Source organism: Helicobacter sp. MIT 03-1614 (assembly GCF_000762925.2).
Lineage (GTDB): Bacteria > Campylobacterota > Campylobacteria > Campylobacterales > Helicobacteraceae > Helicobacter_C > Helicobacter_C hepaticus.
The window spans coordinates 96994-112974 of the sequence record NZ_JRMS02000006.1 but is presented as its reverse complement, the minus strand read 5'-3'; the positions used below and the strand labels follow the sequence as shown (position 1 = coordinate 112974).

17 protein-coding genes are annotated in these 15981 nt (G+C 35.9%); 8 read left to right on the top strand and 9 right to left on the bottom strand.

The features are described 5' to 3' along the window. Positions 1-27: 27 nt before the first annotated feature. From LS66_RS05655 to LS66_RS05620, 8 genes are all read right to left on the bottom strand, one after another. Positions 28-690, bottom strand: coding sequence for a hypothetical protein (locus LS66_RS05655; RefSeq protein ID WP_236096984.1), 663 nt, complete (start codon positions 688-690; stop codon positions 28-30). Next, on the bottom strand, positions 665-1255 hold the full coding sequence (gene gmhA, locus LS66_RS05650) for a D-sedoheptulose 7-phosphate isomerase (protein ID WP_034364922.1): 591 nt from the start codon (positions 1253-1255) through the stop codon (positions 665-667). The genes LS66_RS05655 and gmhA overlap by 26 nt, the downstream gene beginning before the upstream one ends. Then, positions 1240-2688, bottom strand: coding sequence for a D-glycero-beta-D-manno-heptose-7-phosphate kinase (gene rfaE1 / locus LS66_RS05645; protein WP_034364919.1), 1449 nt, complete (start codon positions 2686-2688; stop codon positions 1240-1242). The genes gmhA and rfaE1 overlap by 16 nt, the downstream gene beginning before the upstream one ends. Positions 2689-2711: 23 nt before the next feature. Next, the gene (rfaD, locus tag LS66_RS05640) at positions 2712-3719 is read right to left on the bottom strand and encodes an ADP-glyceromanno-heptose 6-epimerase (protein ID WP_011116373.1); all 1008 of its coding nucleotides are present in this window, start codon (positions 3717-3719) and stop codon (positions 2712-2714) included. 10 nt (positions 3720-3729) lie between these two features. Further along, a complete protein-coding gene (locus LS66_RS05635; RefSeq protein ID WP_034364916.1) occupies positions 3730-4263 on the bottom strand; it encodes a D-glycero-beta-D-manno-heptose 1,7-bisphosphate 7-phosphatase in 534 nt (177 codons plus the stop codon). A gap of 233 nt (positions 4264-4496) precedes the next feature. Next, positions 4497-5243, bottom strand: coding sequence for a sulfite exporter TauE/SafE family protein (locus LS66_RS05630; protein WP_034364912.1), 747 nt, complete (start codon positions 5241-5243; stop codon positions 4497-4499). 6 nt (positions 5244-5249) lie between these two features. Next, entirely contained in the window at positions 5250-6179 is a 930-nt protein-coding gene (locus tag LS66_RS05625; protein WP_034364909.1) for a ribose-phosphate pyrophosphokinase, read from the bottom strand. Between the two features lie 56 nt (positions 6180-6235). Then, positions 6236-6946, bottom strand: coding sequence for a hypothetical protein (locus LS66_RS05620; RefSeq protein WP_052057253.1), 711 nt, complete (start codon positions 6944-6946; stop codon positions 6236-6238). Between the two features lie 282 nt (positions 6947-7228). Between LS66_RS05620 and der the strand changes: the two genes are divergently transcribed. Next, complete coding sequence (der, locus tag LS66_RS05615; protein ID WP_034364907.1) at positions 7229-8692, top strand: ribosome biogenesis GTPase Der; 1464 nt, start codon at positions 7229-7231, stop codon at positions 8690-8692. Positions 8693-8706: 14 nt separating this feature from the next. Here the strand turns inward: der and metK are convergent, their stop codons facing one another. Further along, the gene (gene metK, locus LS66_RS05610) at positions 8707-9867 is read right to left on the bottom strand and encodes a methionine adenosyltransferase (RefSeq protein WP_034364904.1); all 1161 of its coding nucleotides are present in this window, start codon (positions 9865-9867) and stop codon (positions 8707-8709) included. Between the two features lie 185 nt (positions 9868-10052). On the opposite strand from metK, the gene LS66_RS05605 reads away from it, so the two are divergent. The 7 genes from LS66_RS05605 (at position 10053) to LS66_RS05580 (ending at position 15975) form a co-directional block, all read left to right on the top strand. Further along, entirely contained in the window at positions 10053-12095 is a 2043-nt protein-coding gene (locus LS66_RS05605) for a TonB-dependent receptor domain-containing protein (RefSeq protein ID WP_236096983.1), read from the top strand. A 54-nt stretch (positions 12096-12149) separates the two neighbouring features. After that, positions 12150-12293: a hypothetical protein gene (locus LS66_RS10080; protein ID WP_161594731.1), complete on the top strand. Its 144-nt coding sequence runs from the start codon at positions 12150-12152 to the stop codon at positions 12291-12293. Between the two features lie 78 nt (positions 12294-12371). Continuing rightward, entirely contained in the window at positions 12372-12788 is a 417-nt protein-coding gene (locus tag LS66_RS05600) for an outer membrane beta-barrel protein (RefSeq protein ID WP_034364901.1), read from the top strand. Then, complete coding sequence (locus LS66_RS05595) at positions 12785-12964, top strand: hypothetical protein (protein ID WP_034364898.1); 180 nt, start codon at positions 12785-12787, stop codon at positions 12962-12964. Before LS66_RS05600 ends, LS66_RS05595 begins: the two co-directional genes overlap by 4 nt. A gap of 98 nt (positions 12965-13062) precedes the next feature. Continuing rightward, positions 13063-13659 (top strand): peroxiredoxin, encoded by a 597-nt coding sequence (locus LS66_RS05590; RefSeq protein WP_011116384.1) that lies wholly within the window; start codon positions 13063-13065, stop codon positions 13657-13659. Positions 13660-13942: 283 nt separating this feature from the next. Further along, positions 13943-14326, top strand: a complete 384-nt coding sequence (locus LS66_RS05585; protein WP_011116386.1) for a DUF485 domain-containing protein — start codon at positions 13943-13945, stop codon at positions 14324-14326. Continuing rightward, a complete protein-coding gene (locus LS66_RS05580; protein ID WP_011116387.1) occupies positions 14326-15975 on the top strand; it encodes a cation acetate symporter in 1650 nt (549 codons plus the stop codon). The genes LS66_RS05585 and LS66_RS05580 overlap by 1 nt, the downstream gene beginning before the upstream one ends. Positions 15976-15981 lie beyond the last annotated feature (6 nt).

Below are 15981 nucleotides of genomic sequence, written 5' to 3'. Positions count from 1 at the left end.
TATCAAAAAAAGGAAAAAAACGATGCATCAACAACAACAAATTTTTAATATATTGTCGTGAATCTGTATCCATATTGATGAATCTATATCAATATGTTTTTTGCATTTATAGCATTCAAGATTGGCGACTTGCAAAGCAATCATTTCTTTTTGCCGCAAGGTGGGATTTGCTTCCAAAAGTTCTAAATATTGATTTTTAAAGACATATACACTTAAGGTGCTATCAATAGTTTGTCCTTCTCTCATTTGTTTTAAAATATCACTGCATAATGGGCAGAGCTCAAGTGGGTAGTCGTTATATAATCCCACTTCGCTTATTCCTTGTTTGATGCTCAAGCTAAAAGCATTGCGTTTTGTAATCTTGGCGGTGTAATGGCGATGAGTGAGTGTGTGGTGCTTATTTGTTGGATTAAAGTCAGTTTGAATATTATCACATTGACAAAAATGCAGACGAGGCAAACCATTTGTTTGAGATTGTTTATAACTAATGCGCTTTTCATATAAAAACACAGGCGCAAGCATACCCTCGCCTAGAAGAACATATATAAAATAGTGTCCAAAGATTAAATCTACCGATGAGACACTGATGCCATCACTATGGAGCATATCAAAAAGTGTATCTTTGATAACGTGTTTTTGCGTGTTTTGGAAAGATTGAATAGTTTTAGGAAATAACATTTGTGTTGCCATTTTCGCCACATTCGCTTTCAATAATATCACATAAAATATGAATAATTAAAATGTGTAATTCTTGGATTCTAGGCGTGTCATTATCTGGCATAATAAGATTAATATCACAAAGCGCACTAAGTTTTCCTCCATCACGCCCACTAAGTCCGATAACGAAGCAGCCCATATCGCGTGCTATTTGTGCAGCTTTAAGAACATTATGAGAATTGCCACTTGTAGAAATACCAAAAAATACATCGCCCTTTTGTGCGAGAGATTCTACTTGTCGTGAGAATACATATTCAAAACCATAATCATTGCCAATGGCTGTAAGCGCAGAAGTATCTACACTTAAAGCAATGCCTGCCAAGCCTTTTCGTTCTCTTTTGTAACGTCCTGTGAGTTCCGCAGCGAAATGTTGTGCATCAGCTGCGCTACCACCATTGCCACAAATGAGAATTTTGCCCCCATTTTTAAGAGATTGAATAAGAATATCTGCTGCTTTTTGTATTGCAGGAGTGAGAGTAAAAATCTTTTGTGCGCTTTGTAAATGAGCGTTGAATTCAGATTCTATGAGTGTTTGCATATTTTGCTCCTTTGGATAGATTCTATGATATTTGAAGTAGAGTGCCCTTCAATAAAATCAATAAGCACAACTTCTTTGGCGTATTCTTTCCCAACAACTTCCTTATTATGATAATCACCGCCTTTGACAAGCACATCGGGCTTAATAGCCTTAATAAGCTCTAAGGGTGTGTCTTGACAAAAGCTCACTACATAATCTACACATTCTAAGCCAGCAAGCATAAGGGCACGATTATGTAAGGTATTGATAGGACGTTCCTTTCCTTTAAGTCGTTTTATAGAATCATCATCATTTAATCCCACAATCAAAATATCGCCCAAATCACGTGCCTTGTTGAGATAGCTCAAGTGTCCTATATGTAAGATGTCAAAGCAACCATTTGTAAAAACGATTTTGCTTTGTTTCAAGTCTTTAAGGAGCGTGAATAAGCTTTCTTGAGAGATGATTTTAGATTCTATATATTGTTGTAGATTAGAGGGTTGAGTGTGGATATATTGTAGAATCTCACTATGAGTTGCAACTGCACTCCCAACTTTACCCACAACGACTGCTGCTGCGACATTTGCAAATTCACACGCTTGAAAAATATCACAACCACTACTTAGAGCAAAACTAAGCGCAGCAATTACCGTATCTCCCGCACCTGTAACATCATATACTTCTTTTGCACGAGTAGGGATAATATGTATTTGATTATTATCAAATATGCCAATCCCATCTTCGCTGAGTGTAATGAGTGAAATATCAAGCTGGCATTGAGTTTTGAGTGCCATACCTGCTTTGATGAGCGAATCTTTATCGCAGATAGTAATGCCTGTGGCAAGTTCAGCCTCTTTTTTATTAGGAGTGAGGAGTGTTGCACCTGTGTATTTACTATAATCTTTGCCTTTAGGGTCGCAGAGGACAAGCTTAGATTTGCTTTTTGCATAATCAATGACAAAATGTGTGAGTTCATCATTTAATAATCCCTTGCCATAATCAGAAATAATAATACAATCCACTTCATCAAGTACAACGTGGAGATGTTGGACAATATTATTATGAATATGAGAATCTATGGGCATTTTACTTTCCCTATCTACGCGTAAAACTTGTTGATTAGCAATGATAACGCGCGTTTTTTTAGTCGTAGGACGCGAAGTATCTACAAAAAGATAAGAAATATCCACCCCCATAGATTCTAATTTTTCACCAAGCCAGAATCCTGCCTCATCATTACCCACAACGCCACACACAAAGACTTGTGCATTCAAAGCAATGAGATTATGCACGACATTGCACGCTCCACCTAAGCGATTATTTTCATCTTTGACATCTACTACTTGCACAGGAGCTTCAGGCGAGATACGCTCACAGCTTCCCCATACATAATGATCTATCATTAAATCACCAATAACAAGAATTTTAGGACTCTTAGATTCTAAACCAAACATTATCTACTCTTTTATCCTTAATATTATATTTTTGGATTTTCACGTTCAAAAATTGCTTTGATTTCTTTAAGGTATGTCTTTATGCCTTCTTCAAGACTAAAACGTGGCATATAAGAGAGATGTTCTTTTGTAGAAGCAATATCAGCTTGTGTATGAGTTTGGAAAAAAGCATAAGGATTATCAAAATATTCCACTTCAAAATCTCCAATTCCATCTTTAAGACACGCAATAATATCATTAAAGCTTCTTGCCTCGCCACTGCCGACATTATAAATACCACTTTGCATAGATTCTATGGCTTTGATATTAGCTTGAATAACATCTTTAATATAGACAAAATCTCGCTTTTGCTCACCATATTTAAAGAGTCTCACTTTTTTATGTTTAAGTGCTTGTAGTCCAAGTTGCAAAATCATTGAGGCAGTTTTGCCTTTATAAAATTCCCTCTCTCCATAAACATTAAAATATCTTAATCCAATAATAGGATAACTAGGATTTGAAGTAAGAATCCTCCTTACACTTTCGTCCATACAGAGTTTAGAATATCCATAAATATTTTCCGGCATTTCGCCGCTTCCTACACTATTGGGTGCAGGAGAATTACCATAAGTTCCAGCCGATGAAGCATAGATAACCATTGCTTGGGATTGAGTGGCAATATCAAGCAAGCGCAAGAATGATTCGTGATTAGTTTTCATAACAAGCTCTTGATTAAGCACGGTGGTATCAGAAATAGCAGCTTGATGAAAGATAATGTCAAAATCATAAGATTTAAGCTTTTCTAAATCGCTAGGATTATTAATATCGCCTACAATCACTTTGTCTTTAAAACCAATAAGATTCTTAAAATGTCCAAGTGTTGTTGGGTTGCCACTAGGGAAAGTCTCATCATTACGAAACTTATCAAATACATATACTTGAGCAAGTGGGTGATGTTTTTGAAAATAAAAGGCGAGATTGCTTCCAATGAATCCAGCTCCACCTGTAATGAGTATTTTTTTTTCTGCAAGGTCATCATAAATGTATTTCATACTTGCTCCTTTAAAAGTGAGATTCTTTTATTATACTATGGAGTTGGTGTAAAGTTGCAATCTTTTGCACATTTTTAAGCGAATTATCATTTACTTGTGCCTCTCCTAGTAAAAATTTCCCATTAATATGTGCATTTTGTGCACATTGCATATCTGTAATTTTATCGCCTATAAAAAATGAATGTGCTAAATCAATATTAAAATCTCTGCAAGCCGCTTTAATCATACCTATTTTAGGTTTCCGACAATCACAATTTTCGCTCGGTAAATGAGGGCAGTGATAGATTCTATCAAAACCAAAGCCAAGTTGTGCTTTGAGTCTCTCTTGCATATATTGATGAAGTGTGTTCAAATCAGATTCGCTATAATAGCCGCGCGCAATGCCAGATTGATTTGTAATAACAAGTAAGAGGTAATTTTGTGCTTTAAGTGTCTCTAGTAATGCAAAAAGCCCATCACAAAAGATAAAGTCTTTAATTTTATATACATAGCCATTATCTTGATTAATCACTCCATCTCTATCAAAAAATGCACATTTTTGCATAAACTCTCCTCAAAATATTTAGAGTATTTATAACAAATTTTATTTATTTTTTGTGAGTATTTTATAAATTTTGTGCAATTTTTTTAGATTTTCACTTCACTTTCTCTCAAGTTTAATATAGAACTAAGAATATCCGTTTCCTATAATTTATAATTTTGCCATAAATTTAATGTCATAAAATATCAAAACATAAAAAATTATAATACAAAAAAGCTGTGTTTCTTTTGTATTAATCAAGCACTTATAAATCCTAGAGCCCTAAGAGCTTTATATATTTCATAGCAACCAAAGCCTATCATACCCACGCCTCCAAGTCGCAAAAATAATATTCGCTTATTTTGCATTTTTGTGCTTATAAGACCTAGTGCAAGTAATGCAGGTGTAGCAGCTATGCCAAAAAGGCACATTGTGATTGCGCCATTGATACCGCTGCCAGATACCGCGGCAGTGAGTAGAAAATAATAGACTATGCCGCAAGGGAGTAATCCATTGCATAAGCCAAGTGCATAAAGTCGCCATATTGAACCTTTTGTGAGCAAAAAACGCATTATTTTGCTAAGTGATTGAAAAGGAAGTGGTGTATGTAAAAATCTCGTAACTTTAGGTAGCCACGCTATTCCTATGCCAAAAATGACAAGAAGCGTGCCTACAATAAGCATTATTGCATATTTTATTTCATTATTTGGTGAAGCAATATATCCTATGCTCCCAGCTAAGAAACCAAGTATAGCATAAGTAGTAGTTTTACCGCAATGATAAAGGAGGTGAAAGGGTATTTGTGTAATGAATGAGGAGATAAAAGATGTGATATGGCTTTTTGGCTTTTGTAAAGTGTGTGAAGCTGTGCTTACTTGCGAATCTTGCACAGGCATATAAAGTGTGCTATATGCTAATACTATACCTCCGCACATACCTATGCAATGCCCAAATGAGGCAAAAAAAGCAATGCTTAAAAGGCTTATAATCTCTATATTTCCCATAACGATTTAGAAGAAGAGTGAATTGACACTTTCATTATGGCAGATTCTACGGATAACCTCTGCAAAAAGTGGTGCAACACTTAAAACTTTAATTTTTGGGTGTGCAACGCGCAGAGGAATAGAGTTTGTTACCACAACTTCATCAAGCGCACTTTTGGCTATTCTCTCAAGTGCTGGACCACTAAGCACAGGGTGTGTGCCTAATGCAATAACACTATTGGCACCACGAGATTTGAGCACATCAGCGGCTTTGCACATTGTCCCAGCAGTGTCAATCATATCATCTATGAGAATGACGTCTTTGCCATCTACATTACCGATGATATTCATCACCTCACTTTCATTTGCCCTCTCACGCTTTTTATCTACGATAACCAAATCCATTCCGATTCTATCAGCAAAATGTCTAGCTCTCGCTACACCTCCAATATCAGGTGAAGCAACAATAGGATTTTTAAAGGATTTAGTTTTCAAATAGTCACGAAATACAATAGAACCATAGAGGTTATCCACGGGTATGTCAAAAAATCCTTGAATCTGCTCTGCGTGTAAATCCATTGTGATGACGCGGTGGATACCGCTTTGTTCTATGAGATTTGCTACAAGTTTAGCAGTAATGGGCACGCGTGGGACTACTTTTCTATCTTGTCTTGCATAGCCAAAATATGGAATCACTGCATTGATATTTTTTGCTCCACTGCGTTTAAGTGCATCAGTCATAATAAGAAGTTCCATTAAATGGTCATTTGCTGGAGCACAAGTAGGTTGAATAATAAAAATGTCTTTGCCACGCACAGATTCTCCAATTTGCACATTAATCTCACCATCGCTAAAGCGGTTGATTGTTGTTTTAGAGAGGGAAATATCAAGGCATTTGGCAACTTCATTGCTAAAAAGTGTATGAGCTGAACCACTAAAGATTTTAAAACCTCGCATAAAGAATAGCCTTTAAAAAGTAAAGTTAAATGTTTTGTATTATAGGTAATGTCATTTTATATTTGGCTTATTTGGTTTGAAATATCTTCATTTTCTTCTATGGAGCATTCTAAGAAAAGTTCTGTTTCTTTTTGACTTAAAAGCTTAGCATTGATATGTTTATCAAGATTAATGAGCATTTCACTCCGTGCCCTATCACGGATAAATTGATTACTTTGGACAATAATACAAGGCGTATTTAAAATGGCTTTGTTAAAATGATGGATTCTATAAATTTGTAAGATTTCGTGAGGTTCTTTACTTTCATCGCTAAATTCTTCAAGCGTGAGTTTAAAGCGTTTAGGAGCGATTCTATTATAGAGATTTGAGCCTTTGGTGCTTGAGTAATAAAAAAGAATATTTTTACCTTGATTGTAAATTTGCGTCATACTTTTGTTGGAGCGAAGCGTGCGCACATCAAATATTGATTTTTGCTGATTAAGAAATGCTTTAAGAGCTTTAGAGCGAGGTAAAAGTGCGTAAGATTTACCATAGAGGGCAATATTTGCATCATCTTCTTTTAGTATAAAGATTATACCTTCATTGACATAGACTTCTTCAAATTTTGATTTTGTTTTAAAATGAGATTGGGATTTGGCACTTTCTTCCTGAGCTTGTTTAGCAGAGGGTTGATTTTCTAAGGGTGCATTTGTTTTTGCGCAGCCTGTGATAAGTATGCTTAATCCAAGATATATATAGCAGATGGCGAGATGCAGAGATACTCTCATTTGTGCTTCCTTATTGCTAATCCGAATCTAAGTTTAATAAAATATCGTTGGAAAAATATTTTATTAAAAGAAGCTATAAAAAGTCTTTAAATATTTTATTCCCCTTTTTATTTTCACACCTTAAGTAAGCAAAAAATGAGTATTATAAAGCCTGATATTTGGTATTTGCAAGGGGTTTAAGCGAAAATTATCAAAAAGTTATTTTATCAATCTAAAATCCAAATTTAATCCAACTTTGGTTAAGATGTCTTGTAAAAATATTTTATCAAATAGAGAATCTCAATGAAAACAATTGCAATTTTGGGCAAACCCAATGTAGGCAAAAGCTCCCTTTTTAATCGACTTATCAAGCAACATTTAGCTATCACTTCAGATGTAAGTGGGACAACGCGTGATGTAAAAAGAGCGTGTTTTGATATAAGTGGCGTAGAAGTAGAACTACTTGATACAGGTGGAATTGATAAGGTAGAGGGTTTATTTGCCAAAGTATCTGCCAATTCGCTCAGAGCAGGGCAAGAGGCAGATTTAGTTTTATATATGGTTGATGGGAATGTTGTGCCTCAAGATGATGATATTGCATATTTTCGCACAATTCAAAAGGCTAAAAAACCGCTTGTGCTTGTTATCAATAAGGTTGATAATGATAAAATCAAGCAACAAGCGTGGGATTTTGCGTGTTTTGGTGCAGAACAGATGTATTTTATTTCTGTGCATCACAATCGTGGGTTAAGTATTTTGCTTGAAGCTATTTTTGAACTCCTCTCTCTTGCAAAGGAGCAATCTTTAAGTAATAATTTGCGCTCACAAATGGATAACGAAGAGATTGATGAGAGTTTAGAGGAGTTTTTGGGTATTTTAGAATCTACTCCAAATAAGAGTGAGGAAAACATTGCTGTTGGGATTATTGGACGCGTAAATGTAGGCAAAAGCTCCCTCTTAAATGCACTTTTGGGTAAAGAGAGAAGTGTAGTAAGTGAAGTGGCTGGAACGACTATTGATCCTGTAGATGATGAAATGGATATAGAGGGCAAAAGAGTAAGATTTGTGGATACGGCAGGGATTAGACGCGCGAGTAAGATTTGGGGGATTGAAAAATTTGCACTTTTACGCACAAATGCAGCACTTGCCCAAAGTCATATTGTGATTTTAGTCCTTGATGCGAGCGAAAGTTTTGTTGAATTAGATGAAAAAATTAGCTCTCTTATTCCTAAACACGCTTTGGGAGTGATTGTTGTGCTAAATAAATGGGACAAAAAGCATAAGGAATATAAAGAAATCATCAAAGAATTTAAGCATAGATTCCCATTTCTTTCTTTCGCTCCAGTGATGACATTGAGTGCTCTTAATGGGCGTAATATTGATAAACTTAAAAAGGAAATTTTGAAGGTTTATCAGCGTTTTGCATATAGAATCCCTACAAGTGCGCTTAATGATGTTATCGCTCAAGCAGTAGCACATCATCATATTCCAAGCGATCACGGCAAGATTGTCAAAATTTATTATGCTACGCAATATGCCACACATCCGCCACAAATTGCGCTTGTGAGCAATCGCCCAGAAAGTTTGCATTTTAGCTACAAGCGATATATTATCAATATGTTAAGGGAGCAATTTGATTTTGAAGGTGTGCCAATTTTATTAAGTGTAAAGGGCAAAAATGCCAAAGATGAGGAAAATACATCTGCAAAAAAAGAATCTCCAAGTAAAGTATCGCATAGAGAATCTAAAAATCGCAGATTTGTATAAGAAATTTCTATAATTTATTTTATACCACAAAAATCTTTAATTGCTTCAACTTTATCTGTTTTTTCCCAGCTAAATTCGTTTAATTCGCGTCCAAAATGTCCATAAGCTGCTGTTTTACGATAGATTGGACGGAGCAAATCAAGCGATTCTATAATACCCTTAGGTGTTAAACGAAATACTGCTTTTACGCATTCAGTGAGTTTAGAATCTTCAACTTTTCCTGTGCCTTGCGTATCAACAAGAATTGAAACAGGTTCTACTACCCCAATAGCATAGGCTACTTGCACAATGGCTTTATCACATACACCGCTTGCTACGAGATTCTTAGCAACATAGCGTGCTGCGTATGCAGCACTTCTGTCCACTTTACTAGGGTCTTTGCCACTGAATGCACCACCGCCGTGAGGGCAGCTTCCGCCATAAGTATCTACAATGATTTTGCGCCCTGTCAAGCCTGCATCACCTTGTGGTCCTCCAATAACAAACTTGCCTGTGGGATTAACAAAATAGCGAATATTATCATTTAAATATTCTTGTGGAAGCACTTTTTGCACGATTTCTTCAATTACAGCATCTTTTAAATGACTTTGTTGCGTTTCTGGGCTATGTTGGGTTGAGATAACAATCGTATCAATACTCACAGGTTTGCCATCTTCATAGCGCACGGTTACTTGTGATTTGCCATCGGGGCGCAAAAAAGGTAGAGTGCCATCTTTTCTTTTTTGTGCCAAACCTTCCGTAAGGCGATGAGAGAGCCAAATAGGCAGAGGCATAAGTGAAGGTGTCTCTTTACACGCATAACCAAACATAAGTCCTTGGTCGCCTGCACCAATTTCGCCATCTTCTCTATCTACGCCTTGATTAATATCTGGGCTTTGCTCACCAATGCCATTAAGCACTGCTGCTGAACGATAATCAAAACCATAAAGTGCGTCTGTGTAGCCAATTTCTTGCACTACTTTGCGGGCAATTTCTTGCATAGGCGCATACACACTTGTTTTTAGTTCGCCTGCAATAACACAAAAACCATTGCTCACAAGCGTTTCACACGCTACACGAGCTTTTTTATCACGCTCAATAATATAATCAAGAACTGCATCGCTGATTTGGTCAGCCATTTTATCTGGATGTCCTTCTGTTACGGATTCTGAAGTGAATAGAAACGATTTTTTCATAAACTCGCCTTGTAATTTAAATTTTATGTGAAATGCTAACACAAAATTTTAAACTTACATATTGTATTTTGTATTTTCTGCAAATCTTGCACATTGCATTTAGCAAAACATTAAGACTTGCACACAATTCAAATTTGTTTTTTTTTGCAATAATGTCTAGAAATTAATTTGGGTTGGAGAGTTTTATGGGAAAAATTTATGTTTCTATGGGAGTAGCGATGCTTTTTAGCACTTTTGCTTATGCAGATAATATTTTAGAATCTGCTGCAAATGAGCGCTCAAACACGAGTAGAGGCATTGTAGAAAATAAACGTGTATTACCTAAATCTGTAGTAAAGGCGGTTTTTAGCAAAGATTTACAATCTACAACAAATATAACCTGGCAAGGTAAAGATACGATTTTGCACAGCGGCGATATTGCCAAGTCAATGCTGCAAGTACCTGGATTCTCTATGACTCGCAAAGGTGGTGGTGGAAGTGAGGTTATATTTCGCTCACAAGTTGCTTCAAGATTACCTATATTTTTAAATAGCGGTGTGTTAAATGGTGCTTGTGGCGGGCGTATGGATACGACTACGACTTATATATTTCCGGAAAATTACAATCGTATCACTTTTCTTAAAGGTCCTCAAGATGTTCGTTATGGTGCACTTATAAGTGGTGGCTTACTTTTTGAACGCGATATTTTAAGACTTGGTAAGGGAAGTTTTAATGTTGATACAAGTGCAATGTATGGGAGTTTTAATCGTTTTGATATAAATGCGAATGCTTTAGCTGGGGGAAAATATGGTTCTTTGCAGGCGATAGTTTCACATTATGAATCTGCAGATTATCGTGCTGGAGATAGGAGAATCGTGCATTCAGCCTATAATAGAGAATCTGCAAGTATTATAGGCACACTTACACCTACTTCAAGCACAGCTCTTGAGTTTGATATTGATATAGGACGTGGCTGGGCTTCTTATGCAGATAGAGCAATGGACGCTCGGACATTTGATAGAATCTCCTATAACCTTGCCTTAGAGCAGCATATTAATGATACTTTTGATAGGCTTGATGTGCGGCTTTGGCATAATGCTATAGACCATATTATGGATAATTTTTCACATCGCCCACCACAAGCAATAAATAATAATCTTTACAATATTAGTAATCCTAAACGCACAAATACAGGTGGTAGGGTAGAGGGGAGATTCTATTTTGGTGAGAATGTAGAGTTTTATGTGGGGAGTAATTATAACCACGATTCGCACGAGAGTCGCAATGGTGGAGGTGCGACTTTGCAAGATGCAAATAATGTGCTTAACCAAAAATACAATCCAAACTTTACTTTCAAAAATCTAGGGTTTTTCACACAAGGGCAATATCATTCACAATCAAACTTTGGTATAGCCTTTGGTGCAAGATATGATTATCTTGTAACAGAACGAAAACAGCTAGCAGCACGAAGTGCAGCAGAGGATAAAAATAACCTTGCAAGTGCCTTTGTGCGATATGAACATTATCTAGATAAATCCACATTATATGCGGGATTAGGTGTAGCGCAGAGAGGAGCGGACTTTTGGGAGCGAAGTAAGGCTAATGGTATGAATCTTTCACCAGAAACAAATACCCAGTTTGATGTGGGGCTTACTTATCAAGACGATGTATTTAAGAGTAAGGTTTCAGCCTATGCTTCGCATATGGCAAATTATATTTTAATCAACTATATTCCAGCAACAGCAAGTGCTTTTAATACCGATGCTTTTCTTGCAGGTGGGGAGGTAGAAGCAGAGTATATTGTGTGGGATAGTTTGCACTTCTATGGTTCACTTGCTTATACTTATGGTTTAAATCTAAGTACCCAACAAGGCTTACAATCTCATTCACCACTTCCACAAGTCGCCCCACTTCAGGCTCAAATCTCAAGCTTTTATGAGAATGGCAATTGGCTTTTACGCCTTGATGTAATTGCAAACGCTGCACAAAATCGTTATGCATTTAATTATGGTAATGTGGTAGGTAAGGATTTAGGGAATTCTAAAGGATTTGTAACGCTTAATCTTTATGGAGGCTACAAACATAAATATTTTATGCTTCTAGCAGGAGTAGATAATCTCACAAATACACTTTATGCTTATCATCTCTCTAAAAATGGCATAGACATTGGAGCATTAGATATTGCGCCCACAACTAGAATCTATGAGCCAGGACGCAGTATATGGACAAAAATGAGAGTGTATTTTTAAGCAGAATTTAAGGGGGTATAATATCGCTTTTAGTAAGAATCTAAGGAGATTTTGATGAAAAAGCGATATTATATATTTTATGCTTTAGTAACTGCGCAGATTCTTAATGTAGATAGTTTGAGTGAAAGAAAAGCGGAACTTGAGCGAAAAATTCGTGAGATTGAATCTCAACAAGCCATAGAGGAACAAAAGAAGTAAAAAGAAGTAGAAAAGCTTGAGCAGAGGCTCAAATCACTTCAATATTCCTATCCTGAAGAAAAATTACAAAATAATCCTGTGCAGCAGGATTTTGCGCAAACTAATAAAATCACACAAGAGCTTGATGAAGAATCTGATAAAATGTTTGGAAAAAATCGTAGCGGTGTGTTATTGGGCATTAGTGCGGGATTTATGCCTATGGAATATAAGACTTTATTACATTCTGCAAAAGGTGATTTGGCTGTGGGTGGCGCAAGATTGGGTTATCAATATTTTTCCATCAATAATAGTATATTTGGCTTTAGAATCTATGCTGATGCACATATTGGCAGAGGAGAAACAGAGAATACTTTAACACAAGTTGAACAAGATTTTATGGCTTGGAATATTGATGTACTTGTTGATTTACGTATTCCTAATACTTATCAATATATTGGGTTTTTTAGTGGAGTTGGATTTGGAAGTTTAAATTTTGAAAGCACAAAAGTATATTGAACTATGTGTATTTAAAAGGTGGAAGAAATTTTTATAATTTTGGTTTGGCTTTTACCGGTGGTGCAAAACATCATTTGGAGTTGTATTGCAAAATGCCGATGAAAGCAAACTATGATGAGGAATTTTATTGGAAAAGCCCAATGCTCGCAAGCATAGCTTATCAATATACTTTTTAATACAATAAATTGATATTGTTACTATTGAGTTACTTGTGCGTATTACAATAGCATTTCAATAACAATTTGTTATTAATATTTTTTATTAGGAGTTCAATATGTTAGTTACAAAACCAGCACCAGATTTTACAGCGGAGGCGATTAAAGCAGATGGAACTTTTGAGGATAGTTTTAACCTCTACAAAAACATCGGTAAGAATGGTGCAGTTGTATTTTTTTGGCCTAAGGATTTTACTTTTGTATGTCCTAGTGAGATTATTGCTTTTGACAAACGCGTGAAAGATTTTGAAGCACGTGGTGTAAAAGTGATTGGAGTATCTATTGATTCTAAAGAAGTGCATTTTGCGTGGAGAAATGTGCCTGTAAATCAAGGAGGGATTGGCGCAGTAACATTCCCTATGGTATCTGATATTACAAAACAAATCTCTCGTGATTATGATGTGCTTTTTAATGGTGCAGTTGCACTTCGCGGTAGCTTCCTTATTGATAAAAATAAAGTAGTTCGCCACGCAGTCATTAATGACCTTCCACTTGGACGTAATGTTGATGAAATGATTCGTATGGTAGATGCGATGTTGTTTGTTGAAGAGCACGGCGAAGTATGTCCTGCAGGCTGGAATAAAGGTGATGAGGGTATGAAAGCTAATGCTAAAGGTGTAGCAGAATACCTTGCTAAAAATGCTGATAAGCTCTAAGATGATACAAAAGCTACAACCTTGCACTTTTTGTGCGAGGATAGCTTTAACAAGCTACTTTATTCTTTAATTTCTTTGTTATTTTATAATTCTGTTTTCTTGCTTTTGTCTAAAATCTCAAATAGAACTATGAAATTATTATGTTACAATTCTTCTATTTTTCAATAAAGTTTTATACAATAATTACTTTTAGTTTCATATATTTTTTTAGTATAAATATATGTTACCTTTTGCACAAGCTTTTGAGTAATGGGATTAACGTAAATAAATTTAGGAGGAGAGTATGAAGCTATCTGAAAATCAGCAAAAGGCAGTTGTAAAGTTTAGAAATTTTATTGCTTTTAGAAATAAAATTTCACTTATCTTATCACTTGTTGTTTTGGTTTGTTATTATGTATTTGTAATAGGTGTGGGGCTTTTCCCCGAAGTATTGGGCTATCGTTTAGGTCCTAGCTCTATTACACTTGGTATTATACTAGGAATTTTTCTTATTGCGCTTTGTATTATTGCCACAGGGCTTTATACATTTTTGGCAAATACTTATTTTGATAAAGACCAAAATGAAGTGCTTGAGCAATTAGAAAAAAATGGTGTGCTTGAAGCACTTAAAAGTGGCGAGATTCACTATAAAGAGCAAGCAGCTGAAACAGAAAAGGAGGAAAAGTAATGAAAAGTTTATTTTTTAGCTTAAGCTTATTAAGTGTAAATTCGCTTTTTGGTGCATCTATTGATTTTGGTGGTGCAAAATCAGACATTAATCCAATAGCGATAGGTATGTTTTTAGCCTTTGTGCTTGCAACTTTATTTATTACTTATCTTTCTAACAAAAAGAGTCAATCTGCAAGTGGTTTTTATACTGCAGGGGGTAATATCACTGGTATGCAAAATGGTGTAGCTATTGCTGGAGATTATATGAGTGCAGCGAGCTTTTTAGGTATTACTGCGCTTGTATTTACAAATGGCTTTGATGGACTTATTTATTCCATAGGATTTTTAGCTGGGTGGCCTATCATTTTGTTTTTGATTGCTGAAAAATTTAGAAATTTGGGTAAATTCACTTTTGCTGACATTACTGCCTATCGTTTAGATGCAAAGCCTATTCGTATTATTTCTGCTATTTCTGCTTTGAGTGTTATAGTGTTTTATCTCATTGCACAAATGGTTGGTGCAGGACAGCTTATACAGGTGCTTTTTGGCTTACCTTATAGTGTAGCAGTGGTGCTTGTGGGAATCTTAATGATTTGCTATGTCGTTTTTGGTGGAATGCACGCTACAACTTGGGTGCAAATTATTAAAGCAGTGTTGCTTTTAGCGGGTGCAAGTTTTATGGCAATTATGATTTTGTATTTGACAAAATTTGACTTAAGCTACTACTTCTCACAGGCGGTTTCACATCACCCTAAGGGAGAATCTATTATGTCGCCTGGAGGTTTTTTACCTGATAGTATTTCTGCAGTATCGCTTGGGTTAGCTCTTATGTTTGGAACAGCAGGATTGCCTCATATTTTAATGAGATTTTTCACGGTAAAAGATGCCAAAGAAGCTCGTAAATCTGTATTTTATGCAACAGGGTTAATTGGATATTTTTATATTCTAACTTTCATCATTGGTTTTGGTGCAATTGCACTTTTACTTGGGAATCCAGATTATACAGATGCAAATGGTGCTTATAATGGTGTTACAAATATGGTTGCTGTAAATCTTGCTTCTGTGCTTGGCGGAGATTTCTTCTATGGCTTTATTTGTGCGGTGGCATTTGCTACAATTTTGGCAGTTGTTTCTGGATTGGCAATTACAGGTGCAGGTGCAATCAGCCACGATTTATTTGTCAATGTTTGTAAAAATGGACAATGTGACCCTGCACTTGAAATGAGAGTAACTAAAATCGCTACAATTTGTATTGGAATATGTGCAATTGCACTTGGCATTGTATTTGAAAAGCAAAATGTTGCTTTCACCGTTGGATTAGCTTTTGCGATTGCCGCAAGTGTGAATTTTCCTATTTTGCTTTTGTGTATTTATTGGAAAAACCTTACCACAAAGGGTGCATTTTGGGGCGGACTTATAGGGCTTATAGTGGTGCTTACACTTGTAATTTTAAGTCCTAGTATTTGGGTGAAAAGCTTTGGTTTTGAAAGTGCGATTTTCCCTTATGATCACCCTGCGATTTTTACTATGCCACTTACCTTTATCCTTATTTTTATTATTTCAAAATTGGATAATTCTAAACGAGCACAAATTGATAGAGCAGGTTTTGAAGCACAGGATTTCCGTGCACAAAGTGGTATAGGAGCAAGTGAGGCTGTAGCACATTAATTATAG

Coding starts and splice junctions, on each gene's coding strand:
- metK (WP_034364904.1), bottom strand. CDS start 9,867: ATGAAAAAATCGTTTCTATTCACTTCAGAATCCGTAACAGAAGGACAT.
- LS66_RS05590 (WP_011116384.1), top strand. CDS start 13,063: ATGTTAGTTACAAAACCAGCACCAGATTTTACAGCGGAGGCGATTAAA.
- LS66_RS10080 (WP_161594731.1), top strand. CDS start 12,150: ATGAAAAAGCGATATTATATATTTTATGCTTTAGTAACTGCGCAGATT.
- LS66_RS05635 (WP_034364916.1), bottom strand. CDS start 4,263: ATGCAAAAATGTGCATTTTTTGATAGAGATGGAGTGATTAATCAAGAT.
- LS66_RS05625 (WP_034364909.1), bottom strand. CDS start 6,179: ATGCGAGGTTTTAAAATCTTTAGTGGTTCAGCTCATACACTTTTTAGC.
- LS66_RS05655 (WP_236096984.1), bottom strand. CDS start 690: ATGGCAACACAAATGTTATTTCCTAAAACTATTCAATCTTTCCAAAAC.
- rfaE1 (WP_034364919.1), bottom strand. CDS start 2,688: ATGTTTGGTTTAGAATCTAAGAGTCCTAAAATTCTTGTTATTGGTGAT.
- der (WP_034364907.1), top strand. CDS start 7,229: ATGAAAACAATTGCAATTTTGGGCAAACCCAATGTAGGCAAAAGCTCC.
- LS66_RS05605 (WP_236096983.1), top strand. CDS start 10,053: ATGGGAAAAATTTATGTTTCTATGGGAGTAGCGATGCTTTTTAGCACT.
- LS66_RS05585 (WP_011116386.1), top strand. CDS start 13,943: ATGAAGCTATCTGAAAATCAGCAAAAGGCAGTTGTAAAGTTTAGAAAT.
- LS66_RS05620 (WP_052057253.1), bottom strand. CDS start 6,946: ATGAGAGTATCTCTGCATCTCGCCATCTGCTATATATATCTTGGATTA.
- LS66_RS05580 (WP_011116387.1), top strand. CDS start 14,326: ATGAAAAGTTTATTTTTTAGCTTAAGCTTATTAAGTGTAAATTCGCTT.
- rfaD (WP_011116373.1), bottom strand. CDS start 3,719: ATGAAATACATTTATGATGACCTTGCAGAAAAAAAAATACTCATTACA.
- gmhA (WP_034364922.1), bottom strand. CDS start 1,255: ATGCAAACACTCATAGAATCTGAATTCAACGCTCATTTACAAAGCGCA.
- LS66_RS05630 (WP_034364912.1), bottom strand. CDS start 5,243: ATGGGAAATATAGAGATTATAAGCCTTTTAAGCATTGCTTTTTTTGCC.